Annotated in this window: 26 protein-coding genes; 15 read left to right on the forward strand and 11 right to left on the reverse strand. The window is 63.1% G+C overall.

Annotation, left to right across the window (positions count from 1 at the left end; genetic code table 11):
- Nucleotides 1-2 precede the first annotated feature (2 nt).
- The 3 genes from IG122_RS01725 to IG122_RS01735 form a co-directional block, all read right to left on the reverse strand.
- Nucleotides 3-965 carry a glycosyltransferase gene (locus IG122_RS01725; RefSeq protein WP_193179831.1) on the reverse strand — a complete coding sequence of 321 codons (963 nt, stop codon included), beginning with the start codon at nt 963-965 and terminating at the stop codon, nt 3-5.
- The gene (locus IG122_RS01730) at nt 962-2,593 is read right to left on the reverse strand and encodes a hypothetical protein (protein ID WP_193179833.1); all 1,632 of its coding nucleotides are present in this window, start codon (nt 2,591-2,593) and stop codon (nt 962-964) included. Before IG122_RS01730 ends, IG122_RS01725 begins: the two co-directional genes overlap by 4 nt.
- A 235-nt stretch (nt 2,594-2,828) precedes the next feature.
- Entirely contained in the window at nt 2,829-3,995 is a 1,167-nt protein-coding gene (locus tag IG122_RS01735) for an NAD(P)/FAD-dependent oxidoreductase (protein WP_193179834.1), read from the reverse strand.
- Between the two features lie 686 nt (nt 3,996-4,681).
- On the opposite strand from IG122_RS01735, the gene IG122_RS01740 reads away from it, so the two are divergent.
- The 4 genes from IG122_RS01740 (at nt 4,682) to IG122_RS01755 (ending at nt 8,574) form a co-directional block, all read left to right on the forward strand.
- On the forward strand, nt 4,682-5,821 hold the full coding sequence (locus tag IG122_RS01740) for an MFS transporter (protein WP_193179835.1): 1,140 nt from the start codon (nt 4,682-4,684) through the stop codon (nt 5,819-5,821).
- Nucleotides 5,822-5,922: 101 nt separating this feature from the next.
- Nucleotides 5,923-7,041, forward strand: coding sequence for an alanine dehydrogenase (gene ald / locus IG122_RS01745; protein ID WP_193179836.1), 1,119 nt, complete (start codon nt 5,923-5,925; stop codon nt 7,039-7,041).
- A gap of 132 nt (nt 7,042-7,173) precedes the next feature.
- Entirely contained in the window at nt 7,174-8,001 is an 828-nt protein-coding gene (locus tag IG122_RS01750) for a flagellin (RefSeq protein ID WP_193179837.1), read from the forward strand.
- Nucleotides 8,002-8,217: 216 nt separating this feature from the next.
- A complete protein-coding gene (locus tag IG122_RS01755) occupies nt 8,218-8,574 on the forward strand; it encodes a hypothetical protein (RefSeq protein WP_193179838.1) in 357 nt (118 codons plus the stop codon).
- Between the two features lie 12 nt (nt 8,575-8,586).
- Here the strand turns inward: IG122_RS01755 and IG122_RS01760 are convergent, their stop codons facing one another.
- Entirely contained in the window at nt 8,587-9,864 is a 1,278-nt protein-coding gene (locus tag IG122_RS01760; RefSeq protein WP_193179839.1) for an NAD(P)/FAD-dependent oxidoreductase, read from the reverse strand.
- 94 nt (nt 9,865-9,958) lie between these two features.
- Between IG122_RS01760 and IG122_RS01765 the strand changes: the two genes are divergently transcribed.
- The 4 genes from IG122_RS01765 to IG122_RS01780 all read left to right on the forward strand — a co-directional run bounded on the left by IG122_RS01765 (nt 9,959) and on the right by IG122_RS01780 (nt 13,291).
- Entirely contained in the window at nt 9,959-11,302 is a 1,344-nt protein-coding gene (locus tag IG122_RS01765) for a glutamine synthetase family protein (RefSeq protein ID WP_193179841.1), read from the forward strand.
- Nucleotides 11,295-12,254 carry an alpha/beta fold hydrolase gene (locus IG122_RS01770; RefSeq protein ID WP_193179843.1) on the forward strand — a complete coding sequence of 320 codons (960 nt, stop codon included), beginning with the start codon at nt 11,295-11,297 and terminating at the stop codon, nt 12,252-12,254. The genes IG122_RS01765 and IG122_RS01770 overlap by 8 nt, the downstream gene beginning before the upstream one ends.
- A 346-nt stretch (nt 12,255-12,600) precedes the next feature.
- Nucleotides 12,601-12,783, forward strand: coding sequence for a hypothetical protein (locus tag IG122_RS01775; RefSeq protein WP_193179845.1), 183 nt, complete (start codon nt 12,601-12,603; stop codon nt 12,781-12,783).
- Nucleotides 12,784-12,868: 85 nt separating this feature from the next.
- A complete protein-coding gene (locus tag IG122_RS01780; protein WP_226893258.1) occupies nt 12,869-13,291 on the forward strand; it encodes a hypothetical protein in 423 nt (140 codons plus the stop codon).
- Here IG122_RS01780 and IG122_RS01785 read toward each other — a convergent pair.
- Entirely contained in the window at nt 13,247-14,356 is a 1,110-nt protein-coding gene (locus IG122_RS01785; protein WP_226893259.1) for an AbrB family transcriptional regulator, read from the reverse strand. The two genes, IG122_RS01780 and IG122_RS01785, sit on opposite strands and share 45 nt — an antisense overlap.
- An 81-nt stretch (nt 14,357-14,437) precedes the next feature.
- Nucleotides 14,438-15,412 (reverse strand): M14 family metallopeptidase, encoded by a 975-nt coding sequence (locus IG122_RS01790; RefSeq protein WP_193179856.1) that lies wholly within the window; start codon nt 15,410-15,412, stop codon nt 14,438-14,440.
- 215 nt (nt 15,413-15,627) lie between these two features.
- On the opposite strand from IG122_RS01790, the gene IG122_RS01795 reads away from it, so the two are divergent.
- From IG122_RS01795 to IG122_RS01820, 6 genes are all read left to right on the forward strand, one after another.
- Nucleotides 15,628-17,238: an ABC transporter substrate-binding protein gene (locus tag IG122_RS01795; protein WP_193179858.1), complete on the forward strand. Its 1,611-nt coding sequence runs from the start codon at nt 15,628-15,630 to the stop codon at nt 17,236-17,238.
- 80 nt (nt 17,239-17,318) lie between these two features.
- Complete coding sequence (locus IG122_RS01800; protein ID WP_193179861.1) at nt 17,319-18,296, forward strand: ABC transporter permease; 978 nt, start codon at nt 17,319-17,321, stop codon at nt 18,294-18,296.
- Nucleotides 18,293-19,228, forward strand: a complete 936-nt coding sequence (locus IG122_RS01805; protein ID WP_193179863.1) for an ABC transporter permease — start codon at nt 18,293-18,295, stop codon at nt 19,226-19,228. Before IG122_RS01800 ends, IG122_RS01805 begins: the two co-directional genes overlap by 4 nt.
- An 11-nt stretch (nt 19,229-19,239) precedes the next feature.
- Nucleotides 19,240-20,220 (forward strand): ABC transporter ATP-binding protein, encoded by a 981-nt coding sequence (locus IG122_RS01810; RefSeq protein WP_193179865.1) that lies wholly within the window; start codon nt 19,240-19,242, stop codon nt 20,218-20,220.
- A 14-nt stretch (nt 20,221-20,234) separates the two neighbouring features.
- Complete coding sequence (locus IG122_RS01815; protein WP_226893260.1) at nt 20,235-21,251, forward strand: ABC transporter ATP-binding protein; 1,017 nt, start codon at nt 20,235-20,237, stop codon at nt 21,249-21,251.
- Nucleotides 21,238-22,134 carry an N-formylglutamate amidohydrolase gene (locus tag IG122_RS01820; RefSeq protein ID WP_193179874.1) on the forward strand — a complete coding sequence of 299 codons (897 nt, stop codon included), beginning with the start codon at nt 21,238-21,240 and terminating at the stop codon, nt 22,132-22,134. The genes IG122_RS01815 and IG122_RS01820 overlap by 14 nt, the downstream gene beginning before the upstream one ends.
- On the opposite strand, the gene IG122_RS01825 is transcribed toward IG122_RS01820, so the two are convergent.
- The 3 genes from IG122_RS01825 to IG122_RS01835 form a co-directional block, all read right to left on the reverse strand.
- Nucleotides 22,122-22,310, reverse strand: a complete 189-nt coding sequence (locus IG122_RS01825) for a hypothetical protein (RefSeq protein ID WP_193179875.1) — start codon at nt 22,308-22,310, stop codon at nt 22,122-22,124. The genes IG122_RS01820 and IG122_RS01825 overlap by 13 nt on opposite strands.
- A gap of 111 nt (nt 22,311-22,421) precedes the next feature.
- The gene (locus IG122_RS01830) at nt 22,422-23,390 is read right to left on the reverse strand and encodes an arginase family protein (protein ID WP_193179876.1); all 969 of its coding nucleotides are present in this window, start codon (nt 23,388-23,390) and stop codon (nt 22,422-22,424) included.
- A 4-nt stretch (nt 23,391-23,394) separates the two neighbouring features.
- Complete coding sequence (locus IG122_RS01835) at nt 23,395-24,162, reverse strand: NAD kinase (protein ID WP_193179877.1); 768 nt, start codon at nt 24,160-24,162, stop codon at nt 23,395-23,397.
- 163 nt (nt 24,163-24,325) lie between these two features.
- Here IG122_RS01835 and IG122_RS01840 point away from each other — a divergent pair, with 163 nt between their 5' ends.
- A complete protein-coding gene (locus IG122_RS01840; RefSeq protein ID WP_193179878.1) occupies nt 24,326-24,820 on the forward strand; it encodes a molybdopterin-guanine dinucleotide biosynthesis protein A in 495 nt (164 codons plus the stop codon).
- Nucleotides 24,821-24,832: 12 nt separating this feature from the next.
- Here IG122_RS01840 and IG122_RS01845 read toward each other — a convergent pair whose 3' ends face one another.
- Nucleotides 24,833-25,000 carry a hypothetical protein gene (locus IG122_RS01845; protein ID WP_193179879.1) on the reverse strand — a complete coding sequence of 56 codons (168 nt, stop codon included), beginning with the start codon at nt 24,998-25,000 and terminating at the stop codon, nt 24,833-24,835.
- A gap of 76 nt (nt 25,001-25,076) precedes the next feature.
- Nucleotides 25,077-26,069 (reverse strand): GTP 3',8-cyclase MoaA, encoded by a 993-nt coding sequence (moaA, locus tag IG122_RS01850; protein ID WP_193179881.1) that lies wholly within the window; start codon nt 26,067-26,069, stop codon nt 25,077-25,079.
- Nucleotides 26,070-26,136 lie beyond the last annotated feature (67 nt).

Consider the following 26,136-nt stretch of genomic DNA (forward strand, 5'->3'; position numbering starts at 1 on the left):
GGCTAGGTCCGCGGCGAAGCGCGGTCGTCCGAAACCCGGTGCGGCAGCGACAGGTAGATCAGCCGGCGCATCTCCTGTCGCGCATGCATGATGCCGTCGAGCGTCATGCCGAGAACGAAGCTCAGGGCCGACAGCAGCATCATGCTTGCCGCGAGAACGGCCGTCGGAAGGCGCGGCACCAGTCCGGTCTCGAAAAACTCGGTGATGACCGGAACGCCGAGAGCCATGCCCGCGATGGCGAAAAGCAGGGCGAAAAGTCCGAATGTCGGCAACGGCCGCTCGAGAGTCATCAGCCGGGCGATAAGCCCGAGGATCCTGAAGCCGTCGCGGACGGTGGAGAGCTTGCTCGCCGTGCCTTCCGGGCGGGCGGAGTATCGCGTTTCGAGTTCCGCGACCGGCATGCGCAGTTCCAGCGCGTGCACCGTCAGCTCGGTCTCGATTTCGAATCCCTGCGAGAGCGCGGGGAAGGACTTCACGAAACGCCGGGAAAACGCCCGGTATCCGCTGAAGACGTCCGAATTCCGCCGCCCGAATATCCGCGCGACGAGCTCGGTGAAAAGGACGTTTCCGAACCGGTGGCCGAACCTGTAGGCCTTAACTTCCTCCGAAATCCGGGTCCCGGTCACCATGTCGTTGCCGTCACGGGCGACGAGTTGCACCAGCTCAGGCGCGCGGGACGCGTCATAGGTCGCGTCGCCGTCGACCAGGAGATAGATATCGGCGTCTATGTCGGCGAACATGCGCCGGACGACATTGCCTTTCCCCTGCAGCGGTTCCCGCCGGACAATCGCGCCGCGCTGTTCGGCGACAGCGATTGTCTCGTCGGTCGAGTTGTTGTCGTAGACGAAAATCCTCGCATCGGGGAGGGCCTGCCGGAAGGCGTCGACAGTCTGTCCGATGGCGCCCGCCTCGTTGAAGCAGGGGATCAGAACGGCGATCTCGGGGAAGGTGGAAGGATTTGTCATTTTCGACTTCTAACACGGTCGCGCAATGTTCGCGCGGCAAGCCATGGTCCCAGCGCGCATAGCGCAACCAGGTGAGGATAAGCGGGTGAAAAATACAGCAAATTCAGACCGGGGATAGACGTTACGTCGAGAAAGCAGATCAACGCCGTGCGCATCGCGACAGCGATGCCAAGGGACAGGACGAGGACTCCGAGCGGGTCCCGCAACCATTTCCAGCCGAAGGCAAGAACTCCGGCAACGGTGATCAGCAGGCCTGCCGCGATCAGATAGTTGTAGGTGCGGGCCAGCAGACTGAGGAGGTCTGCCGTCTTTGCCGCCGCCTTCTCCCGAAACGTCGTTTCAGGGCGGTCCGAACTGGTGGCGGCTCCGGTCGCCTCCTGCATCACCTCGGAGCCCGGCGGGCTCGCCGGAACGCCGATTTTCGTCTGCGGCCGCTCCGGGTTGCCGATATCGAGTACCTTGAGCAGTAGGTCCGGCATCCGTTCAAGCGCATCCGAAAGATAGTGTAGCCGGAAGGGCGGCATCATCGTGTTCCGCGGTGCGAGGCATTGCAGGCGGCCGTCATCGCAGGCGGCATTTATTTCCATCGCCAGCCGCTCGAAATAGGCCTCCGTCTCCGGTGCGGACCGGTAATGCCCCGCTGCCCTGGCCGCGTCCCGGAGGGCCCACATGAACCATCCCGCCGGGATCTCGCTGCATGAGCCATGGTCGCCGGGGATATTGCAGGCAATCTGCGCCCAGCCTTTTCCTTCGGTCTCGAAATAGGGTTTCAGCTCGCGGGCCGCGGGGCTGACCTCGTATGCCTGTCGCAGGGTTTCCTGGGGCACCACGATGCGGCGGCGCCACTCTTTCTGCGCTATGCGGTTCAGGGCGCCATAGGCGGAGACGAATTGGCTCGCGCGGAATTCGTTGTTCCGGAACACACCGTAGGCCGCGTAGTTCACCGCATTCACCGCGAGAATCACCGCGCCGAAACAGGTGAGAGCGAGGGCAATCCGGAGCAGTGGAAGGCGTTTGACGAGTGCTCGCAAACCGCCGCGCCATGAGGTGGTCAGACCCAGATAGGCGACGACCGGGAATAGGGCGGGCAGCAGCCATATCCCTTCTTCGCGCGTCAGCCAGTAGATCCCGGCACAGAGGCCGAGCGCGGCGGCTTTCAGATATCCCGATGCAGGGGAAGCCGATCCGGTGTCCGCCGTGGTCGGCAGGAATGCGGAGAGAAATCCAGCGAAGAGCAGCAGAGAGAGGCTCGCATAGAGCGGTTCCCGGACAATCCGCGCCAGATCGGTCGTCCAGAAGACCGGGGCGAACAGGAGCAGGGCGAAGAGAATGAAAAGAAGCAGGTCACTCCGGATCAGCCTCCGCAGAACGAGGCAGAAAATCGTCACCGAGCCGGTGTAAAGCAAAGCCTCCGCGGCACGCAGGGGCAGCCCGATCTCCCGCATGGCGGCGATGAAGACGGGGAAAGCCGCTCCCTTGGCTAGTGTGAGATGGTCGTAGGGGCCGAGCCAGGCGCCGTCCCGAATAGAGAGCGCGAGCCGGACAAAGAGGGCATCGTCATGAATCGCCTCGGGGATCAGGTAGGACGGCCACAGAAATCCGACGGCGATCCGTACCGCGGCCAACATAGCCGCGGCGGCCAGCAAGATCCGTGAGGGAAGGGGCAGGTTCCCGAAAGCGCGCCGGACCGGGTCGGTCATTCCACGATGGGCAAGTCCGCTATCTGGGTCGACCTGTCGGATGGGATGAGCTGCCAATGGTTCAGACCGGTAATTGTTCCGGCCGCTATTGAGCGAGCCCGGGAAAAGCGACCGCAAACCTGCCGGATACCCCAGGATTGATCAAGTTTCGGGTTCCCGGCGGTTAGGAAAAGACCGCCTTCAGCTTGTAGCGCGGGATCGGATGGTCCCAGTCGCCACCCTCCATCAGGCGCGCGGCGGCATAGCCCCAATCGTCCGATCCTTTGGCGCCCTTGCCGTTGCCGCAGATCGCGATCGCGAGATGGTCGCCCGCGACGAAGTCGATATAGGGCAGGCCGGAGGTGCTGTAGCTGGTCACGCAGGTATCGGTATGACGCTCCGGACAGTCCTTCAGGACGGGAATCAGCCGCTCGACCACATCGGTGAATTCCAGCCTGTTGCGCTCCGATCCGGCGGATTTGAACCAGGCGTCGAGCTCCTCGCGTGAGCCGAGCTGGGTGTCCGCCTCGGTACCGATCCCGATCTTCACGTAGGAATGTCCGTCCGGATAGCGGATCGGCGGCAGGATGTAGGAACCGGCGAACTTGTCGATGATGGTCGGCATGTGCTCGAGCACCTCGGCTGCGGCGTCGGTGACGCGAAACAGTACGACCGTGCGGGCATAGACCCTGGTCGACACCGGCCGCGGCAGCAGCTTGCAGGCGGTGGTGTAGCCGCCGGTTGCGATCAGCACCCGTTCGGCTTCGAGGATACGGCCGTCATCCAGGGTGACATCGACGCTCGACCCCTTGACGTCGATCGCCGTGACCGTCGATCGGATCACCTCGGCACCGTTCTTCTCCGCCAGGGCCGTCTGCGCCTTGACCAACGCGCGCGGACTGATGTGACCCGCGGTCTCGGTTTCCCGGATCCCGGCGCAATCGTTCGGCAGCGAGAGGAACGGATAGAGTTCGCGCATCACGGTCGCGTCTATGACTGTGGTGTTGCCGCCATTCTCCCGCGCCAGCGTGACCGCCGGTTTTGTAGTCACATCTTCCGAGCCGACGATGCCGAGGAAACCGCTCGGGGTGAAGAAATCGATCCCGCTTTCGGCTTCGATCTCCGGATAGCGCGCGATCGCGCGGGTCGCCGTGAGCGACCATTCCGGCTCAGGATCGTAGATCCGGGTCAGCCGCCCTTCGTCGTAGTGGCTGGCAAAAACGCCATCATGGGACAGCCGGTCCGCCGGCTCGTCCGGGCCGATCACGGCGACCCCGTCCTGCCAGGACGAGAGATGGCGTGCTGCTGCGGAGCCGATCAGGCCGCGGCCGACGATGATATGGCGGTACATGAGAGACGCTCCGGAAGATGAACCGGGCAGAGCCTAATCCCGATCCGGCAGCGCATCCAGTCCGAGCGCCCGCATCCCGTGAACAGCAGGTGAAAAAATCTGACGGTCACGCCGCCGCGACGGTCAGACGACGAGCCCCGGCAGGACCGCGCTCAGCCAGACAAGGACGTTCAACACGATGGCGCCGAGAATGACGCAGGAACGCTTCAGATTGTAGGTTTCGACGGCCATGACCCTCTCCCCATGCCACTTCGCCAATGTGAGGGAAGACGAACAGCGGCAGTTTCATGTGAACAGATTAGAACGGGACCTCCGATCACCGCAAAAGAAGATCGCGTGAACGCGGCACAATTATGGCGCACAAGGAGCGATTGCTTTCACTTGGCAAGAATGCAGAATGCCGGGACTGTCCTGTCAGCTTCTGTGACGAGAATATTCCGATGACCGATCCGGTTCGCCTTTTCTTCGCCATCGTTTCTCCGCCGCCGCCCTCCGCCTGATGCCCGCAATGGACCTCCGGGTCCAGCCGCAGGTATCGAGCGAGAGGAAGAGGGTCTCCAGCCGCGTCTGATCTGACGTTTCGGCCCGCGGGTCCGCGCCTCTCACATTTCCTGAAAAATTTCCACGCAGCGCCTTCCGCCGCAGGCGGTTACGCGCGCCTGTCGTGGTGTCGAGAGATCGGACAAATGAGAGACACAAGAATTATTGTCGTACTGAGCGTCGCGGCGGCGCTTCTGATGATCGGGGTCGGCATGATCGTAGCCGTGCTGCCCCAGCGGATCCATGACGCAACGGGAAGTCTTGAGAGCGTCGGACTGGTCGCGTCCGTATTCGCGGTCACCTATGTGCTGACCCAGTTGCCGGCTGGGCTTCTGGCGGACAGGTTCGGCGTGAAGCCGTTCCTTGTCGCGGGATGCGGATTCTGCGCCGTCGCCGGGCTGCTCCTGTATGCCGCCGATGGTGCGTCGGAGATCCTTTTCGCCCGGGCTGTTCAGGGGATCGGGGAGGCGCCCGTCTGGGCGCTCGGCCCGGCGCTTCTGTCGCTCGCCTACAGCCGTACCCGGGGGATGGCGATCGGGGTCTACAATGCCGCGATCCATGTCGGCCTGACCGTCGGCCCGGTCGCGGGCCTGTTGGCTCAGCAATTTGGCGGCGCGCGGACCCCGTTCCTCGCGTTCGCGATACTGGCGCTGGCGGGGGGCGGACTCCTTCTCGTCTTCCTGCCGGCATCCGCGGCCGGCGCCGGCAGACGAACCGGCGGAGGAAGCGGCGGTTTGCGGCTCATTGTTCTTCTTAAGGACGGGCGGGTCCGGACGCTTCTGGCCGGCATCGCTGTCGGAGGGGCCAGTTACGGTACCTTCCTCAGCGTGCTTCCGGTTTCCGTCGCGCTCGAGAAGATGGTCACGCCGGCAGCGGTGAGTCTGCTTTTCGTTCTGTTTTACGCGGCCATCGGCTTGTCGCAACTCGTTGCCGGCGTGTTGAGCGACCGTTATGGCCGCCGTGTGTTTCTGACAGCGGGGCCTGTCTGTGCGGCCATCGGTATTGCTGTCTTTCCGGCGGTTCCAGGCCTCTGGAGCTATGTTCCGCTAGCGCTCGCCAGTCTCGGCATCGGCATTTTCGGCATCGTCTCGATCGTGGAGCTCAATCTACGTGTGACGGACGACCTCATGGCAGCCGTGTCCGGCGCCTACTATCTCGCCTGGGGCAGCGGATATGCCCTCGGCCCGGTTGCCGTCGGCGCACTGGAGACTTGGCTTCCTGTCTCTGGATATGGCCTGCTCGTGGCAGTCTTGCTGCTCCAGACCGCCGCGATCCTGCGGCGCTAAGGCGCGGTTACGCGCGGATAAAGAACGCTAACTTGACAGTCGGCTCCCGCAGGTCGAGAGAGGATCGACGGCGGGAGCCGGCCGAAATCAGGGAGGAAAGAATGCTGATCGGTGTACCTAAAGAGATCAAGACAGACGAGAACCGGGTCGGCCTGATCCCGTCCAGCGTGCGCGAGCTCGTGCATCACGGGCACAAGGTTCTTGTCGAGACCCATGCCGGGTACGGCATCGGCCTCGACGACGACCGCTATGTCGCGGCCGGGGCGGAGATCGCGCAGACAGCGGAAGAGATCTTCGCGCGCGCCGACATGATCGTGAAGGTGAAGGAACCGCAGGCGGTCGAATGCAGGATGCTGCGCGAGGGCCAGATCCTCTTCACCTATCTCCATCTCGCACCGGATCTGCCGCAGACGACCGGACTGATCGAAAGCGGGTCCATCGCCATCGCCTATGAGACCGTCACCAATGCGCGCGGCGGCCTGCCGCTGCTGGCGCCGATGAGCGAGGTCGCCGGACGGATGGCGATCCAGGCGGGTGCCCATTGTCTTGAGAAGGCGCAGGGTGGCAGCGGCACGCTTCTCGGCGGTGTGCCCGGCGTTCCGGCAGGCAATGTCGTCGTGATCGGTGGCGGCGTGGTCGGCACCAACGCGGCGCGCATGGCCATGGGGCTGGAGGCGAAGGTCACGGTCATCGACCGCAGCCTCGAACGGCTTTACGAACTCGACCTGCAATTCGGGCCGATGCTGAACACGATCTATTCGACGGTCGACGCCATTGAGGAGCATATCCTGCAGGCCGATCTCGTGGTCGGTGCGGTGCTGGTGCCTGGGGCGGCTGCGCCGAAACTCGTGACGAAGGAACATGTCGCGAAGATGCGCCGGGGTGCGGTTCTGGTCGATGTCGCAATCGACCAGGGCGGCTGTTTCGAGACCTCGCGCCCAACGACCCACCGCGAGCCGACCTACATGGTCGACGACGTGGTGCATTACTGCGTCGCCAACATGCCGGGCGGCGTCGCGCGGACCTCGACCTTCGCTCTGAACAACGCGACCCTGCCGTTTGTGATTGCGCTGGCCGACAAGGGGCACCGCCAGGCGCTGGCAGACGACAGGCATCTTCTGAACGGGCTCAACGTCCATCGCGGCGAGGTGACCTACAAGGCGGTGGCCGAGGCGCACGGGCTCGCGTTCAAGACGCCGGAAGAAGCGCTCGGCCTTTGATGCAGGCCTTCCGGGCCGGTCGGTATCCGCAATCTCCCTGGATCAAAAAAGGGGATTAATTTCCAGCCGCGGTTAGTGTTAATAATTGCCGGTCTCCAGAACGGGGCATGACCGCCAGAATGGACGGTATGAATGGCAGTAGTGAATTCAGTGCGGACAAATCCGGGCGCATTGTCGGCGCTCCGTGCCCTTAATGGGATCAACCGCAAATCCGCGACGATACAGGACAGGGTGTCGACTGGTCTCAAGGTGACCGGCGCGGAAGGCGGTGCGTCCAATTTCGCGATCGCGCAGGGACTAAGGGCGGAACTCACTGCGTACAGGGCGTTGAACCAGGGGCTGCGCACGGCGCTCGGCGTGGTCAAGGTCGGGATTGCTGCGGCGACGGGCGTCTCGGATGTGCTCACCGAGATGCGCGGCAAATCCGTGCAGGGGCGGAACGCGGGACTGACCGCGCAGCAGCGGAGTATCGTCGCCAACGACTTCCTTGCTCTTCGCGATCAGTTCGACAGGCTGGTTTCGAACGCGAAATTCAACGAGAAGAACCTGATCGTTACCGGATCTTCTTCCATGACGGTCCTCACCAATATCGCCGGGGGGACTGTCACGATCGACAATTACGAGCTCAGCGCGATCACGCTGCAGTTCGGACTGGTTGATGCAAATCTCGACACTGTCTCCAATGCCGAAGCCGCAGACGGATATGTCGTCGATGCTCTCTTTACGGTCGCCACGGCGCTCGCGGGACTTGCCGAGTCCGCACGCTTCATCGAGTCCCAGATAGGGTTCAACGAATCTCTTTCGGATGCGACGGAAGAGGGGCTTGGCAACATCGTGGATGCCGATCTTGCACGTGACTCGGCTCGGCTGACTGCCTTGCAGGTCCAGCAGCAGCTCTCCGTACAGACCTTGGGAATCGCCACCCAGAGGCCGAACTCTCTTCTTTCTTTGTTTTCCTAGGCATTGAGTTGCCGCCGCGTACAATATGGCGTCAAATATTTTGAAAGTATTTAAAATTAAAGATAAATCGTCTTTTAATTATTTGATTTATTAAAGATAAAATTATTGAAAGCTGCCCGGTCTCTGCATAACATTTGGCCAGTTTTCGCGAAATACCAGCCAGTACAAAAGTGCTGGCGCGCGGAAGTTGCCTCGTTTCCAGAAAGGAGACTGGACATGACCGACCTCATGAACCCGGACAGCGCTACGGATGAGACCGCGGCCGATCCGGAGTCTCCCCGGACAGTGCAATCGTCATACCTGCGGAGATTCGAAGGGGCGGCCTCGCTGCGTCTCGCGAGCGAGATGGATCTGGCCATCGTGGCGCATGCCCTGTCGCTGGAAGCCGAGGCCCCGGACCTGTTCGAAACCCGCGCGCGCCAGAATGACGGCGAAAACAGCACTCATCTCGGACCGAAGGCCGCACTCGTTCTCGCGTCCGCCGTGCGCCGGCGCCTCGCTCAGCAAGCGCTCGGGATCGCGAACCGCAATCCGCGGCGGATCGGTAAACTCCTGAAGAAAAAGTCTCTCTAGACAGCGGCTTCGCTATTTCGACAATCCCACCATATCGCGCAGCTTGAACCAGGCCATGCCAAGGGCGAGGACTGCCTGCCGCGCCGGGCCGCCCGGAAAACGGTAATTGGGCAGGCGGGCGAAGACGTCGAAACGCTCCACGTCGCCCGAAACGGCTTCGGCGATCAGCTTGCCGGCCAGGCCGGTGAGGGCGACCCCGTGACCCGAAAGTCCCTGCGCATAATAGATATTGCTGCCGATCCGCCCGAAATCCGGCATCCGGGTGACCGTGATGGCAAGTTTGCCCGACCAGCAATACTCCATGTCGATGTTCGCGAGCTCCGGGTAGACGCCGGCCATTCGTCTGCGGAGCGCCGCCGCGGCATTGTTCAGCGGGCGTCCGGAATAGCTCGCGAGACCTCCGAACAGCAATCTGCCGTCCGGCGTTTTGCGGAAATAGTTCAGCGCGGTGTTGGAATCGGCCACCGCTTCGTTTCCGGGCAGGATGCGGGCCTGCTGATCGGAGGTGAGAGGCGCGGTTGCCGCAACCGCGCTCAGAACCGGCGCGATGCGATATTCGATCTCCGGCACAAGTCCGCCGAGATAGGCGTTTCCGGCCAGAACCACCATGCGTGCGGTCACGCGCCCGCGCGCGGTCTCCACGACCGGCCGCGCGCCGTGCTGAAGGCCGGTGACCCGGCTCGCCTCGAACAGACGCGCGCCTTCGGCTTCCGCGGCTCGGGCAAGACCGCGCAGATAGGCGAGGGGATTGATGTGGCCGCTGCCCTGTTCCAGCAGGGCGGCCGGATAGATATCGGAGCCGGTCGCGGCAGCGGTCTCCGCAGCATCCAGCATGCGAAGGTCGGAGAAGCCATAGGTCCCGGACCAGCTTTCCGCCAGTTCCCTCAGGCCGTCGACCTGGCGCGCGTTGAGCGCGGCATGGAGATAGCCTCGGCGGTAATCCGCCGGAATGTCATGGCGCTCGATGCGGGCGTTAATATCGGCGATCGCTTCCATGCCCATCTGCCAGATGGCCTGTGCCGCCTCGCGGCCGGCCGCCCGCTCGAACGTGCTCATGTCGCAGCCGTAGCCCATGACGATCTGGCCGCCGTTGCGCCCGGATGCACCGTCGCCGATCCGCGCCGCTTCCAGCAGAACGGTGGCAAAACCGCGTTCTGCGAAGTGCAGCGCGGCGGAGATGCCGGTCAGCCCGCCGCCGACAATGCAGACGTCCGTCTCTAAATCTTCGGCAAGTGACGGACGCTGCTCGAATTCGGGAGTGGTTGCGTGATAATAGGTTAGGTCGGTCATCGCGGTGGCCCGGAGTGGGGATGCCCAGCCATTACCACGCCCGTCTTTTCCGGGCGAGCCGTATGATCCTGTTGCAACTGCTCTCGGAGCACATATGTCGGTCGATCTGAAGACCTGGATGAGTGAAAGGCGAATTACGGAAGTCGAATGCATGGTCTCGGACCATGCCGGCATTCCGCGCGGCAAGATTCTTCCTGCCAACAAATTCCTTCAGGGAATTGGCGAACGCGGTCTGCGCCTGCCGGAGGCGATCTTCGGGCAGGACGTGACCGGGGATTACATCGAGGAGAAGGATCTCGATCCGCGGCGGAGTGATATCATCCTCGTCCCGCAGGCCGACACCATCCGCGTCGTGCCCTGGTACAAGGAGCCGACGGCGCAAGTGATCAACGATGCGATCTATGCCGACGGCAGCCCCGTCGATATCGCGCCGCGCAGCGTCCTGAGATCTATTATCAAGCTGTATTCCGACAAAGGGTGGCGCCCGGTCGTGGCGCCCGAGCTGGAATTCTTTCTCGTCAAGGTGAACCCGGATCCGGACTATCCGCTGGAGCCGCCCGTCGGGCGCTCGGGGCGGCCGGAGACGGCGCGTCAGGCCTTCGGCATTGACGCGGTCAACGAGTTCGATCCTTTGTTCGAGGATATATACGACTATTGCGAGGCCCAGGAGCTCGATGTCGATACTCTGAGCCACGAGGCCGGTGCGGCGCAGATGGAGATCAACTTCAATCACGGCGACGCGCTTGATCTCGCCGATCAGGCTTTCCTCTTCAAGCGCACGGTGCGACAGGCCGCGCTCGATCACAATATCTACGCCACCTTCATGGCGAAGCCGATGCAGAACGAGCCCGGCAGCGCCATGCATGTGCACCAGAGCGTCTACGATATCGCCTCCGGCCGGAACCTCTTCGCCAATGAGGACGGGAGCCATTCCGAAGCCTTCCTGCATTTCATCGGCGGGCTGCAGAAATATCTTCCTGCCGCGCTGCCTTTGCTTGCACCGTATGTGAATTCCTACCGCCGTCTGGTGCCCGACAGCGATGCGCCGATCAACATGCACTGGGGCGTCGACAACCGAACGACGGGACTGCGCGTGCCGGTTTCCGGCCCGGCCCAGCGCCGGGTGGAAAACCGTGTCGCAGGGGCGGACGCAAACCCCTATCTCGCAATGGCGGCGTCGCTCGCCTGCGGTTATCTCGGCCTTGTGGAGGAGATCGAGCCGTCGGCGCCGATCGATACCAGCGCCTATTCTCTTGCCGCGAAACTGCCGCGTCATCTCGAGGACGCGCTTATCCGGCTGAATCGGGCGAAGCCGTTGAAGGAGGTGCTGGGGCAACGGTTCGTGGACGTTTTCACGGCGGTGAAGATTGCCGAGTCGAACGCCTACCAGAAGGTCATCAGCGCCTGGGAACGGGAGTATCTGCTGCTCAATGTCTGAGGCCGTCGATCCGGGACCGCTGCCGACGATCGAGAGTACCGGCGGTTCGGCCGATTTCCCCGTCATGTCGGATGGGGTACGGATCCGGATCGCCCGGTTCCCGGCGCGGGCGGCAAAGCCGGCCGGGACGGTGCTCATGCTTCCGGGCTTCACCGAGTTCATCGAGAAGGCCCTGGAGAGCATCGCAGAGCTGACGGAGCGCGGGTACGGCGTTGTCACACTGGACTGGCGCGGGCAGGGGCTGTCCGACCGGCTGGCGTCCAACCGGCGGATGGGGCATATCGCCGATATGGGGCATTTCCTGAACGACCTCGAGGAGGTGCTCCGGCTTACGCGCTTTGGCGAGCTGCCGGGTCCGCGCATCCTCTACGGTCATTCCATGGGCGGACACCTCGCCCTGCGGGCGTTGCACGACCATCCGGGCCTGTTCAGCCGGGCCATTCTTTCGGCGCCGATGGCGGGGATCGAAACCGGTGTCTGGCCGAAATATGTCGCCTATGGCCTGGCGCGGACGGCGGTCGGTCTCGGTTTCGGGCAATTCTATGTTCCGGGGACCGGACCCTATAGCGACAAGTACCGGGGCTTCGAAGGCAACCCGCTGACCAGCGACCCTGTCCGCTTTGCCCGGATCCATGCGCAGATCGACGCCAATCCCGAGGTCGCGCTCGGGGGCCCGAGCTACGAGTGGTTCTATTCGGCTCTGAGGTCTCTAAAACTGGTCAACCGGCGTTCCTATCTCTCGAAAATTACCATTCCTGTCCTGATCCTGAGCGCGGAGCATGAATGGATCGTCTCCAACGCGGCGCAGCGCAAGGTCGCGGCGATGCTGCCGGACTGCCGGCTGGTGACCTGCGCCGGCGCCCGCCACGAACTTCTGCTGGAGCGCGACGAGGTTCGTCAGGCGGTCTGGGCGGAAATCGACGGCTTCGTTGCCGAAGGCCGGGGCCGGTAGTGTCTCAGTTTGAAATTAGATCATGTTGACGCCCTGTCGCAATCTGGTGCGCGTTCCCGTATGCTTAGCGTAAAGCATGGAGGTGGCGATGTCAGATGAGACAAACCCCGGTTCGGTTCAGGCGATGCGAGATCTTCTTGGACGCCTGAAAGCGGATCTAGGTCCGGATTGGGCCGATGCTCTCGCACGCGAGATGCTGGACGAAACAGAGCGCGAAGAACTGTCTGAGGCGTTGACCAGGTTGAGAGATGCCTAAGGGCCCTTTGGCTTGATTCCTTCCGCAATCGCCGTTTGCATGACTAGAATGCCTTCGAGACGTTAGAATCCCGGTGCCGGAGGACTCGTCATGCTTCTGATCGAACGTGTCTTTGCCAGATTGACGATCTGGCTCTGCGACCTCTTCGAGCTGACCCAGGTGGATGTAGACCGCTACAAGGAGCGCGAGTTCGGGATCACGCCTGTGCCACATCATGTGGAAAGCGCGCGAGCGGCCGAGAGAGCGCAACTCGTCTACCGGCTCCGGCGCTAGGCCAAGTCTGGACCTATCCGAGGAACGAACGATGGCATTTGCCCCTCACGGTAAACGCGAGATCTGGACGGAAGGTCGAATTCTGATGTCGCGCAACCGGGGGCCGTTCAACGTCGAATTGCTGAAGAATTCGACCGAGCAGACGCGTGCCGAGCGTATCAGACTCACCGGGTCCGGTCCGTGGGGGGCGATCGCGATGATCGACGGCAGTGTACTTTTTACGCCGGACGCTCTCGACATGGTCCGTCGCAATATGAGCGACCCCGTCCGGAACGGAAATCTTGTCGCTTCCGCTTTCGTCTTGTCGGACGACACGGTGGGAAAATCGCTGGCGGAAGCGATGTTCAAGCCTGTCTACGCACTCGCCGGTGCGGAGTTCCGTGTCTTTGATACCCTGGAGCCAGCCCGCGAATGGGTGGAGCATCTTATTGCCGAAGCGGACCGGCGGGGGAATCCCGGCGGTTCAGAACCAGCGGCGGATGGCCCGGAAGGCGAGCGGCGCCAATAGGACGATGAAGGCGATCCGGAACAAGTGGTGGGTCGCGACGAAGGCGACGTCCTGGCCGATGCCGAGCGCCACCATGCTCATTTCCGCCAGCCCGCCCGGCGCATAGGCCAGCACCAGCACGTACCAGGGAATCCCGGTCAGGTCCTGCAGCAGGAACCCGGCGGCGACGGCGGTAGAGAGCAGGATGATCGATGCGCCGGCCGAGGTGCCGATGATCTTGATGACCTCTCCAACCTTCGTGCCGGCAAAGCGGCAGCCGACGCCGGTGCCGATGATCACCTGCGCGGCGGCGATCAGCATGCTCGGGGGCGCATTCTCACTCCACCCGGTCAGATGCACGATCAGGCTGAGAACCATCGCACCGAGCAGGGGCGCTGCCGGCAATTTCAGGCGCTTGGCGATGATGGGGCCGACGATGGCACAGCCCGCCATGAGGGCCCATTCATGCGCCGGCAGGTCGAAGCCGTTGCCCGGCGGCAGCATGCCCGTTTGCGGGTGATAGCCGCCGAAGATGCGGAACAGGAAGGGGATGATCATCACCACGATGAGGATGCGCGAGGCATGGGTGAGGGCAATGATCCGGTCGTCTCCGCCCATCGCCTTGCCGACGATCACCATCTCGTTCAGTCCTCCGGGGGAGGAGGAGAAATAGGCCGTGACCGGGTCGTATTTCGCGACCTTCCTGAGAAACAGCAGGACCAGCACCAAGGCGACGATGCCGTAAAAGAACAACCCGGTGACGGAGACCCCCCATTTGCCGAGATGGTCCAGTAGCTCCGGCTTGAAGGCGCTTCCGAGCATGACTCCGAGAATGGCGATCATGACGACCCGGACCGGCTGCGGCAGGCCGATGTCGAGGCCGGCGATGGAGCAGATCGTGGTCGCGATCATCGCCCCCATCATCCAGGGGAGCGGGAGCTTGAGCCAGGCGAAGAGAAAACCGCCGGCCGTTCCTATCGCGATAGCGATGAGCGCCCTGCGCAAGACACGCTGCTTCTTGCCGTCCTCAGCCTTTGCGCCGGGGGAGTCGGATTCGGGTGCGCCAGGCGCCTTTGGATCGTTCAATCTTTGTTTCGCCCCGGCGGGTGCCGGACGCTTTCTCGATAAGCGGGATATGAGGCGACAGCATAGAGCGGGAGCGGCCGGCTATTCAATAAAGCGACCAAGCCGGACCGCTGTCAGCCCGCGGCTGAGACGGCGCGTCGGCATGATGAGAATGCAGTCGTCATTTGGAGTCCGGATCGGGGTCCCGCCGTCACGGCCGATCTCTGTGCCGGCTTTGGGGATGATCTCCATGCCCTTGTAATCCCCGTGGAAGCGGAAAGAATCGGTCTTCACGGTGACGACCTCGACGATCTCGACCACATTCTGGCGCGGTGGTATTCCGGATCCGCAATGCCGGAAGACGGTCTCGCCGTCAATCTGGCCCAGGGCATGAAGGAAGCGGTAAGAGGTCTCGATCGCGACCGCCGCCGCCGCTTTCGACCAGTGCTGCCCGCATTCCACCAGCAATGCACTGCGCGGATCGTCCGGATCGTCGAAGAAATCGTAGTCGCGCAAGCGCCTCCCGGCTGCATGGCCGGCATCGAGAACGATCAGCGGCGGAACGCCGACCTTTTCCGCAAGTCTCCGCCCCTTCGCATGCCGCCCTGCAAGCACCAGCGGACCGGTCGCGTGCTGCATCGAATGCAGGTCGAGCAACATTTCCGCCCGGGCGATGAGCGGGCGAATCTCCCTCGCCCTGGCGCGCTCCAGGCTCCGCCGGCCGCTGTCGAGCGCATCGAGATCCCAGACCCGGTTGAAGTCCTCGTCGATGAATCTGGAAAGCGCCGGATAATCGGCCCGGAATTCGGCATAGGCGGCCACGTTGCAGAAGCCGAGGGTGAGGGTTCCGCATCTCGGGCGGATCTCGTTGCGGAAAAGATCGTCCAGCGCGATCGCGCCGCAGAGTTCGTTGCCGTGAACCAGGGCGGTGATGAGCACGTCCGGACCCGGGCGGCCGGACGCGAAAGTTGTGAAAAAGGGAACGCCGGTGTTTCCCTTCTCGTAAGCCGAGATGTCCGGAGGTTCGAGCTCGACGGGATAGTGATCGGAGAGAGCTGCCGGGGCGGCGTCTGACATTCGTGGTCCTCTTGCCGGTGTGCGTCGGACGAGCCGCCGGGAGACAGAACAATCGTAACGCGAAGGCTTCGGCGGCGACAAGCAAAGGCGTCCTTTCGGGGGCGCTCCAGCCTTGCGGAGCCGGGTTTAATGCGCCATGCTCTGCGCTCTCATAAGTGCCGGAATTTTATACAACCGGCTCAAAATCAATGTGTGACTGAAGACAGGAGGCAGGGATGAAGGCACTGCGCAGGCTTGGTCTTGCGGCCGTGGCGGTATCCGCTATGACCACGAACGTTCTGGCCGCCGATATCGTGATCGGTATTCGGTCGGAACCGTCCTCTATGGACCCTTATTTCCACAATCTGACGCCGAACAACTCGATGATCGGGCATGTGTTCGAGCGTCTGGTGGAATTCGATTCGAACCAGGCGATCTTCGGCGGTGCCGCCGAGTCCTGGAAGCCGGTCAACGACACGACCTGGGAATTCAAGCTCCGCAAGGGCATCAAGTTCCATGACGGGTCCGACCTGACGGTCGACGACGTGATCTTCTCCTTCGAGCGCGCCGACAATTACGAAGGCGGCAACTCGAGCTTCCGCACCTACACCAAGGGCAAGAAGCTGGTGAAGGTGGACGATCACACGCTTCACATCGTCACCGAGGAACCCTATCCGCTGATGGCGAACGACATGACCACGGTCATGATCATGTCCTCCGAAGCCAAGGGCACCGACAGCTCGGGCAAGAACAAGGGCATCTCCGCCAAGGATTTCAACGACGGCACCGCCGCCATCGGGTCCGGCCCCTACAAGTTCGTCGAGTGGAAGAAGGGCGAAGAGATCGTCCTCGAGAAGTTCGACGGCTATACCGGCCTGATCAAGCAGCCGTGGGACAAGGTGACCTTCAAGTTCATCAAGTCCGAACCGGCCCGCGTCGCGGCCCTGCTGGCGGGTGACGTCGATGCGATCGACAATGTCCCGACGGTCGATATCGAGCGTCTGAAGAAGGACCCCCGGGTCGTTCTCAGCTCCGGTATCTCCAACCGCGTGATCTATCTGCATCTGGATCAATTCCGCGATGTCTCGCCTTTCGTCACCGACAAGGCCGGCAATCCGATGACCTCCAACCCGCTGAAGGACGCGCGCGTCCGCAAGGCGCTGTCCATGATGATCAACCGCGAAGCGATCGTGGAGCGGGTCATGGAAGGTGTGGCGATTCCGGCTGGGCAGCTGCTTCCGAAAGGCTTCTTCGGCGTCTCTCCGAACCTGAAGCCCGATCCGTACGATCCGGCGGCCGCGAAGAAGCTGCTGGCGGAAGCGGGTTATCCGGACGGCTTCGCGCTCACCGCGCACGGCCCGAACGACCGTTACATCAACGACGCGAAGATCCTGGAAGCGATCGGTCAGCTGTTCACCTCGAACGGCATCCCGACCAAGGTCGAGACCATGACCAAGAACGTCTTCTTCAAGCGGGCGTCCTCCGGCGCGGACGGTCAGCCGGAATTCAGCCTGGTGCTGGTCGGCTGGGGCTCCGGTACGGGTGAGGCCTCCTCGCCGCTGAAGTCTCTTCTGGCGACGCACGACAAGGACAAGGGCATGGGGGCGTCCAACCGCGGCCGCCACTCCAACCCGAAGATGGACGAGCTGCTGAACAAGGCTCTGGCCACGGTTGACGACGCCGCGCGTGAGAAGCTCCTGGCCGAAGCGACCGATGTCGGCATCGGCGAGGACATGGGCATCATCCCGCTGCACTATCAGGTGAACACTTGGGCCACGAAGAAGGGCATCAAGTACATCCCGCGGACGGACGAGCGCACAACGGCGTTCGATTTCGTCCCGGAATAAAACAATAATGACCTGAGACGGACGGCTGGAACCCCGGTTCCGGCCGCCCGTCGGCAACCATGCTGGTGTCGGGATAAGGGATGACCGTCTTCGTCATTCGCCGCTTGCTGCAAGCGGCTCTGGTAATGCTCATCATGTCGCTGCTGGTCTTCGGCGGCGTGTTTCTCGTCGGGGATCCGGTCGAGATGCTGGTCGCGGACGACGCGGACCAGGCGGAACGTCAGGCCATCATCAAGTCGATGGGGCTCGATCTGCCCTTCTACATGCAGTACCTGCGCTTCGTCGGAAACGCGTTGCAGGGCGACATGGGCAATTCCTTCGTCTTTCAGGAACCGGCCATGGAGCTGATCCTGGAGCGGATGCCGGCAACCTTCGAGCTCGCGGTCGCCGCCCTGCTGATCGCGGTGGTCATCGGCATTCCGCTCGGCATCTATGCCGGGCTGAAGGCAGACTCCTGGGTTTCCAAGACAATCATGACGGCCTCGATCCTCGGCTTCAGCGTGCCGACTTTCTGGGTCGGCATCATGATGATCCTGTTCTTCGCCGTGGTCCTCGGCTGGCTGCCCTCGACCGGACGCGGCGATACCGTGGAGCTGTTCGGCATTCCGGTCAGTTTCCTCACGCTTGATGGCTTGCAGCATCTGATCCTGCCAGCGGTCAATCTGGCGCTCTTCAAGCTTTCCATGGTGATCCGTCTTGCGCGGGCGGGCACCCGCGAGGTCGTGCACCAGGACTACATCAAGTTCGCGCGCGCCAAGGGCCTCAGCACGGGCCGCATCATCGGCGTGCATCTGTTCAAGAACATCATGATCCCAGTGGTGACCGTTCTCGGCCTCGAGTTCGGCGGCCTGATCGCGTTCTCGGTGGTCACCGAGACGGTGTTCGCCTGGCCGGGAATGGGCAAGCTGCTGATTGACTCGATCGGCTTCCTCGACCGCCCGGTGATCGTGGCCTATCTGCTGTTCGTGGTCGGGCTCTTCGTGTTCATCAACCTCATCGTCGACGTTCTCTATTCCGTGCTCGATCCGCGAGTCCGGCTCCAGGAGGTGAAGTCATGACGGCAGTTCACGACGATACCGGAGTCGGCGGCGCGGGAGCGGCCAAGCCGATCGCGGAGGGCGAGACGCCGTTCCGCCGTTTCCTGGCCGACTACGCGGAAAGCAAGGTCGCTGTCGGCGGCGCCATCGGTGTCCTGATTGTGCTCCTGATCGCGCTGTTCGGGCCATGGATCTCGCCGACCGATCCGTACGATCTCGCCTCCGTCACCTTCATGGACAACCGGCTGCATCCGGGCGGGACCATGGGCAGCGGCGTGACCGCGATGCTCGGGACCGACGGACTCGGCCGCGACATGGTCAGCGCCATGATCTACGGCCTTCGGATCAGCCTCGGTGTTGGCATCGGTAGCGGCATCATCGCCCTGCTGATCGGCGTCAGCTTTGGCCTCTGCGCCGCCTATTTCGGCGGTAAGGTCGATACCGTAATCATGCGCGTGGTCGATATCCAGTTGAGCTTCCCGGCGATTCTCATCGCGCTGGTGCTGCTGGCCACTCTCGGCAAGGGGATCGACAAGATCATCGTCGCCCTGGTCCTGGTGCAATGGGCCTATTATGCCCGCACCGTGCGCGGTTCCGCTCTGGTCGAACGCAGGCGGGAATATATCGAGGCGGCGACCTGTCTTGGTCTCTCGAAGCAGCGGGTGATCTTCTGCCACATGCTGCCGAACTGCCTGCCGCCGCTGATCGTTGTCGCCACCATGCAGGTCGCGCACGCGATCCTGCTGGAAGCGACCCTGTCCTTCCTCGGCCTCGGCCTGCCGGTGACCGAACCGTCGCTCGGCCTGCTGATCGCGAACGGTTTCGAATACATGATGAGCGGAGAGTACTGGATCAGCGTCTATCCGGGCCTGGCCCTCCTGTTCACGATCGTGACGATCAACGTCGTCGGCGACCGTCTGCGCGACGTACTCAATCCCCGCCTGCAGAAATAGGATCAGGTCAGATGAGCGAACAGGCGACTCTCGAGGTCCGCAATCTGCAGACCCATTTCTTCACCAAGGCCGGTGTCGTGAAGGCGGTGAACGATGTCAGTTTCTCCGTCGGCAAGGGCAAGATTCTCGGCCTTGTCGGGGAATCCGGGTCCGGCAAGACGGTGACCGGATTCTCCATCCTCGGTCTCGTCGACGAGCCGGGGAGGGTATGTGGCGGCGAGATCCTCTATCGCGGGGAAAATCTCGTCGGCGCAAGTCAGGAGCGGATGCGGCAACTCCGCGGCAACAATGTCGCGATGATCTTCCAGGATCCGATGATGACCCTGAACCCGGTCCTGCGGATCGACACGCAGATGATCGAGGCGATCAAGGCGCATCACAAGGTCACCGACGACGAGGCGCGCCAGCGCGCCCGCGATGCACTCGGCCAGGTCGGCATCCCGTCGCCGGACGAGCGGCTGAGGAGCTATCCGCATCAGTTTTCCGGCGGTATGCGCCAGCGCGTGGCGATCGCCATTGCGCTGCTCAACAAGCCGGACCTGATCGTCGCGGACGAGCCGACGACGGCGCTCGACGTCACCATCCAGGGGCAGATCCTCTACGAGGTGCAGAAGCTCTGCGCCGAGACCGGGACGGCGATGATCTGGATCACCCACGACCTTTCGGTGGTCGCCGGCCTCGCGGACGAGGTGGCGGTGATGTATGCGGGTCGGGTCGTCGAAGCCGGCAAGGTGGACGATGTGCTGGACGCGCCGATGCACCCCTATACCGCCGGTCTCATCGGGTCCGTCCCGAGCCGCAACGCGCGCGGCAAGCGCCTGCAGCAGATTCCGGGAATGACCCCGTCGCTGCTGAACCTGCCGGAAGGCTGCGCCTTCGCGGCACGCTGCAATTACGCGACCGCGGCCTGCGAGCAACCGCCGGCCCTCGAGAATGCTGCGGGAGCGCGCCAGATCCGGTGCCATCACCCGCTCATGGCGGAGGCTGTCTGATCATGGCGATGGAAATGGATAAAGCGGCATCCGGCGCGACGCCGATCGTCCGTCTCGACGGGATCTCCAAGCGTTTCACCAAACATCTCGACCTCGCGGCGAAGATCGGTCAGCGGCTCGGCGCGAACGTGCGCGAGGAAACCGTGCACGCTGTCGACAATGTCTCGCTCTCCATCGCCGACGGCGAAGTTGTCGGGCTGGTCGGCGAGTCCGGCTGCGGCAAGTCCACGCTCGGCCGCGTGGTGGCCGGCGTGCACGAGCCGAGCGACGGTCAGATGTTCTACCGTGGCCGCAACGTCGCCGATCTTCGGGGCGCGGATGCGCGCGACGCGCAGTTGAAGATCCAGATGATCTTCCAGGATCCGATGAGCTCGCTGAACCCGCGCCTGCGCGTCCGCGACATCATTGGCGAGGCGCCGCGGGTGCATGGCATCGTCAAGCCGAACGAGGTCGAGGATTACGTCCAGAGCGTGATGCTGCGGGTCGGGCTCGATCCGAGCTATGTCCGTCGCTATCCGCACCAGTTCTCCGGCGGCCAGCGCCAGCGCATCGGCATCGCCCGCGCGCTCGCCGTGAAGCCTGATTTCCTGGTGTGCGACGAGTCCGTCGCCGCGCTCGACGTGTCGATCCAGGCCCAGGTCCTCAACCTCTTCATGGACCTGCGCGAGGATCTCAATCTCACCTATCTCTTCATCAGCCATGATCTCGGCGTGGTCGAACATCTGAGCGACCGGGTGGTGATCATGTATCTCGGCCGCATCGTCGAGAGCGCGCCGACGGCCGAGTTGTTCAATGCGCCGAACCATCCCTATACCAAGGCGCTCCTGGAAGAGGTTCCGCGGCTCGATACCCGCAAGCGGACCTTCGTGCCGATCAAGGGCGAGATCCCGTCGCCGATCGACCCGCCGCCCGGCTGCCATTTCCATCCCCGCTGCCCGCATGCGACGGAACGCTGCCGGATCGAGCAGCCGGCGCTGAAGGAGATCGCACCGGGGCGAATTGCGGCCTGTCACCTGAATGATGGCCTCTGACACGACAGGCGGCGGCCAAATCAGCCGGATCGCCGGCGTTCTGAGCGAGCGGCATCCGGTCGGAGATCCGGTTCCGGTTCTCTTCGATTCTCCGCATTCCGGGCGCACGATCCCCGACGATTTCGTGACCGCCGTAAGTCTGTCGGATCTCCGGACCGGGGAAGACGCGTTCGTCGACGAGCTGGTTTCGGGCTGTCTCGATCACGGGATCGGTCTCATCTCGGCGGAGTTCCCACGGACCTATATCGACGTGAACCGGGCGGTGGACGATATCGATGAGAGCCTGCTCTCCGAACCGTGGCCGGGCGGCACCAATCCGACGGACAAGAGCGTGCGCGGCATGGGGCTTGTCCGGCGGGAGATCCTGCGTGGCGTTCCGATCTACACGGCGCCGCTTTCTGTGGCCGAAGTCACGGCCCGCATCGAGACCTACTATCGGCCCTATCATGACGCGGTGAAGGCGGGGCTCGACCGGCTGCATGCCGCGCACGGAGCAGTCTGGCATGTCGACTGGCATTCCATGAAGCCGGTCGGCGTCGCGATGAATGTCGATGCAGGCGAGGCGCGTCCGGATTTCGTGGTCAGTGACGGGGAAGGACAGACCGCTGCGCCTGCACTCGTCCAGACCGTCGCCGGCTGGCTCCGGGAGCACGGCTATTCGGCGTCGGTGAATGCGCCGTACAAAGGCGCCGAGATGATCCGGCGGTACGGTGCGCCGGAGCTGGGGCGTCACTCGATCCAGGTCGAAATCAACCGGCGGCTCTATCTCGATGCCGACCGGATGGTCAGGACGGAAGGGTACGTGGGGTTGAAGCGTGATCTGGACGCGTTCTCGGCCTGGCTCGCCGGATATGTCCGGGAAACGGAGGGTCAGCTCTCCTGACCAAGTGCCTTCCGGTGTTTTTCCTGGAGCGCCTGAAGTTGTTCGATTCTCTTCTGAGCCTGCTTGGCGGTCCGCAGATAGCGGGCGGCCTTGCGCTTGCGCTCCTCGAGATAAGATTTCAGATCGTCCGTTGTGGTCGGACCTCTATCGTCGAACTTGTCCCAGTAGCCGGCCATCCCTCATTTCCCCAAAAATGCAGAGTTCCGATCCCAACGCGCTGAAGGCAATACATAATTTAAAAAGGTAATAATTTCGTTAACGTTTTGTCGGCTGGAAGAAAGCTATCGTTACCGCGCGCGGGATGCCAGATCCTGACGGGCGAGCAGTCCCATCGCCGCGCTGATGAGCCCCGCTGTCGTGAGGGCCCCGAGGCCATCGATATCGGCTTCCGGCACATATTCGACAAAGTCCATGGCCGCGATGCGCCCGCATGCCGCCGCACCTTTGTAGAGATCGAGCACGTGATGATAGGCGAGCCCTCCGGGCGTCCGGCCGATGACGCCGGGAACGATCGAGGGATCGAGCGCATCCACGTCGGTGCAGATGACGATCTCGGCGCCTTCCGGAATCAGCTCCAGCACCGGCGCGGTTCCGTCGCGGTGGATATCGTGCGCAGTGAAGAACCGGGCGCCCCAGGCGACAGCATCCTCGAAATCGTCGCTATGCGCAGAGCCGATGCCGCGCGCGCCGACCTGGATGATGCGCTCGATATGCGGCATCTCCGATGCCCGTCGCATCGTCGATGAAAGACCGAAGCTCTCACCCATATGGGACTGCCGCCAGTCTATGTGGGCGTCGATCTGCAGCACCATGTAGCGCTTGCCCGTAACGCCGAGGGCTTCGAGCATCGGGATCGGCACGGAATCGTCGCCCCCGGTCAGGATCGGAACCGCGCCGCATCGGACGATTTTCCGGATCGCGTCCGATATCGTTTGCCTGTTGCGGGCGAAATCCTTCGCATCGAACGGCAGATCGCCGCAGTCGACGGCGCGGCGCGCACCATCCGGAAAGATCCGTCCGCCGAGATCGAAATTGTGCCGGTCGATATTCGCCGTCAGGGCCGAGGTGGCGCGGCGCAGCGCGTCCGGCGCGTTCCGGCAATAGGCGCCGACGGACCCGTATGGTGTCGCTCCCGGCGCGCCGATAAAGGCGGAAGACGCTTCGATCCGTTGCAGATCGGTGCATTTGTCGATGCCGAGAAAGGTTTCGGCGGGCGTCGCCCCGAAGAGCGCGCCGAGATCGGGTTTGTCGGTCATGCGGTCAGGGAGCGAACTGTTCCTTCAGAACACGCTCTTCCAGATTGTGTTGCGGGTCGTAGAGCAGGGTGAGGGGGATCGAGCGGTCTTCGCGCACGCGGACCCGGATCACGTCGCGGACTTCTGTGGAGTCCGCCGTCGCGCTGATCGGACGCTTTCCGGGATTGAGCACGTCGAACTGGATCTTTGCCTCGTGCGGCAGGAGGGCACCGCGCCAGCGCCGGGGCCGGAAGGCGCTGATCGGCGTCAGGGCGAGCACGCCCGCGCCGAGCGGAATGATCGGGCCGTGGGCCGAGAGGTTGTAGGCGGTGCTGCCGGCAGGCGTCGCGACGAGCACGCCGTCGCAGACCAGTTCTTCCAGGCGGACGATGCCGTCGATGGTGATCCTGATCTTTGCGGCCTGCGCGGTCTCCCGGAGCAGCGAGACCTCGTTGATGGCGAGTGCCTGCTTGATGGTGCCGTCCGCTTTCTCCGCTTCCATCCGGAGCGGATGGAGAACGACCTGCTGCGCCGCCTCTATCCGCGCCATTAGATCGTCCGGCGAATACTCATTCATCAGAAATCCGACGGTTCCCCGGTTCATCCCGAAGACCTTCACCGGACGTTCGAAATTGTCGCGCAGCGTGTCCAGCATCTGGCCGTCTCCGCCAAGCGCGACGATGACCTCCGCTTCAGCCTGCGAAACACTTCCGTACCGGGCGGTCAGATCTGCGCAGGCTTCCTGAGCATCCGGCGCCCTGGAGGCGGTGAAAGCGATCTTCATTGGAGGCATTCTCGATCCGGATGCGGTTTCAGGACGCCCGGGCAAGCGCGGCGCGGCCGTTTCTGGCCTTTATTCGATGCGTGCGACTATGCATGATCCTCGGGGCATGATCCACGTGCAATCGGTCATGAATGAAATGCGGTCGCACGATCTGGAAACGGGGGAAATCAGAATGGCCAAGACCCGCGCAGCCGCGCGCCTATGGACTGCGGTCCTGCTCATGATGCTGGCCTGCGCCGGCGGGTCCGTTTTCGCGGAGTCCCTTCATGCCGGATATTATTATCCGGAATCGGTGACCGAGGAGCAGTATGTTTCCCGGGCGCAGAATATTCCGCAGGCAACGCGCGAAAGCCGTCTCGCCTTCGTCTCCGGCGTCGCCAAGAGCGTCAGCGAGCGGCCCTATCCGCCGCAGCGCGCGATGTTCGCAAAGGGCGACGAGGCCCAGAAGCTCATCATCGTCAGCCTTTACGACAACCACATGACCACGCTCGCCCAGGCCCGCGCGGTCCTCGCTCTCATGACCGGGGTCGCGCGAACGACCCAGATCATGCGCGAGCTCCAGGTCGAGTCGATCTTCAACTTCCTGGACTTTTGCAAGATGCTGGGCTTCACCGAACTGACCGTCAGCGACGGGCGGACCTACGCCCATCGCATCGTGATCGAATAACGCGTCCGTGGTTCAGCGCAGCAGATAGAGGCAGAGCAGCAGGGAGCGCTGGTCGAGCGCGGGGAGGGAAAGGCCGCATCCGGCCCGGCAGGACCCCAGCGCGCCGAAGGCACTAAGGGGAAGCTGAAACTGCATCTGCCGAAGGGTAAAGCGCTGAAGCTGTGTCGCGCGTCGTCGCATGTCCGGGCCTCCGGATCCAAAGGTTGCTGGTGCAACAGGGACAACGCGGACGGTGTTTTCGTGAAGGGCGCGGTGACTAGCCGCCGGTGACACTCATGTGGCGGCTGACGGCCGGGCCGTTGTGCCGCCGGTCGATGATGAAATCGTGTCCCTTCGGCTTCCGAGAAATGGCCTCCTCGATGGCGGCGATCAGCTGCTCGTTGCCTTCGCTCGCCCGGAGCGGCGCTCGCAGATCCGCTGCGTCGTCCTGTCCGAGGCACATATAGAGCGTCCCGGTGCAGGTGAGGCGCACGCGGTTGCAGCTTTCGCAGAAATTATGTGTCAGCGGGGTGATGAAGCCGAGACGCCCGCCGGTCTCCGCGACCTCGACATAGCGGGCCGGGCCGCCGGTCTTGTAGGGAATGTCGGTCAGCGTAAAGCGTTCGGAGAGCTTGGCCCGGACGATGGAGAGCGGCAGATACTGGTCCAGCCGGTCCTCGCCGCCGATGTCGCCCATCGGCATGACCTCGATCACGGTCATGTCGTAGCCGTTGTCGCCGCACCATTGCAGCATGTCGCCGAGCTCGGCGTCGTTCACGCCCTTGAGGGCGACGGCGTTGATCTTGATGGCGAGACCGGCGCGCTTGGCGATCTCGATACCCTCCAGCACCTGGTCCAGCTTGCCCCAGCGGGTGATGCTCTGGAACTTTCCGGGATCGAGCGTGTCGAGCGAGACATTCACCCGGCGGACGCCGCAATCGTAGAGCTCGTGCGCAAAGCGGCCGAGCTGGCTGCCGTTCGTCGTGACCGTCACTTCCTCGAGCGCGCCGCTTTCGAGGTGGCGCTGCATGCCGCGGAACAGACTCATGATGTTACGGCGGACGAGAGGCTCGCCGCCGGTGAACCGTAGCTTCTTCACGCCGAGGCCAACGAAGGTCGAACAGAGCCGATCCATCTCCTCCAGCGTCAGGAGGTCCTTCTTCGGCAGGAAAGTCATGTTCTCGGACATGCAATAGACGCAGCGGAAGTCGCAGCGGTCCGTTACCGAGACCCTGAGATAGCTGACGTCGCGTCCAAATGGATCGAGCATGTCCTCTCCCTGCCGGCCGGGTCATTTGCGGCCGTTATGCACAGCCAGATATAGCGCCCGTCGTCGA

The organism is Nisaea sediminum, from assembly GCF_014904705.1.
Lineage (GTDB): Bacteria > Pseudomonadota > Alphaproteobacteria > Thalassobaculales > Thalassobaculaceae > Nisaea > Nisaea sediminum.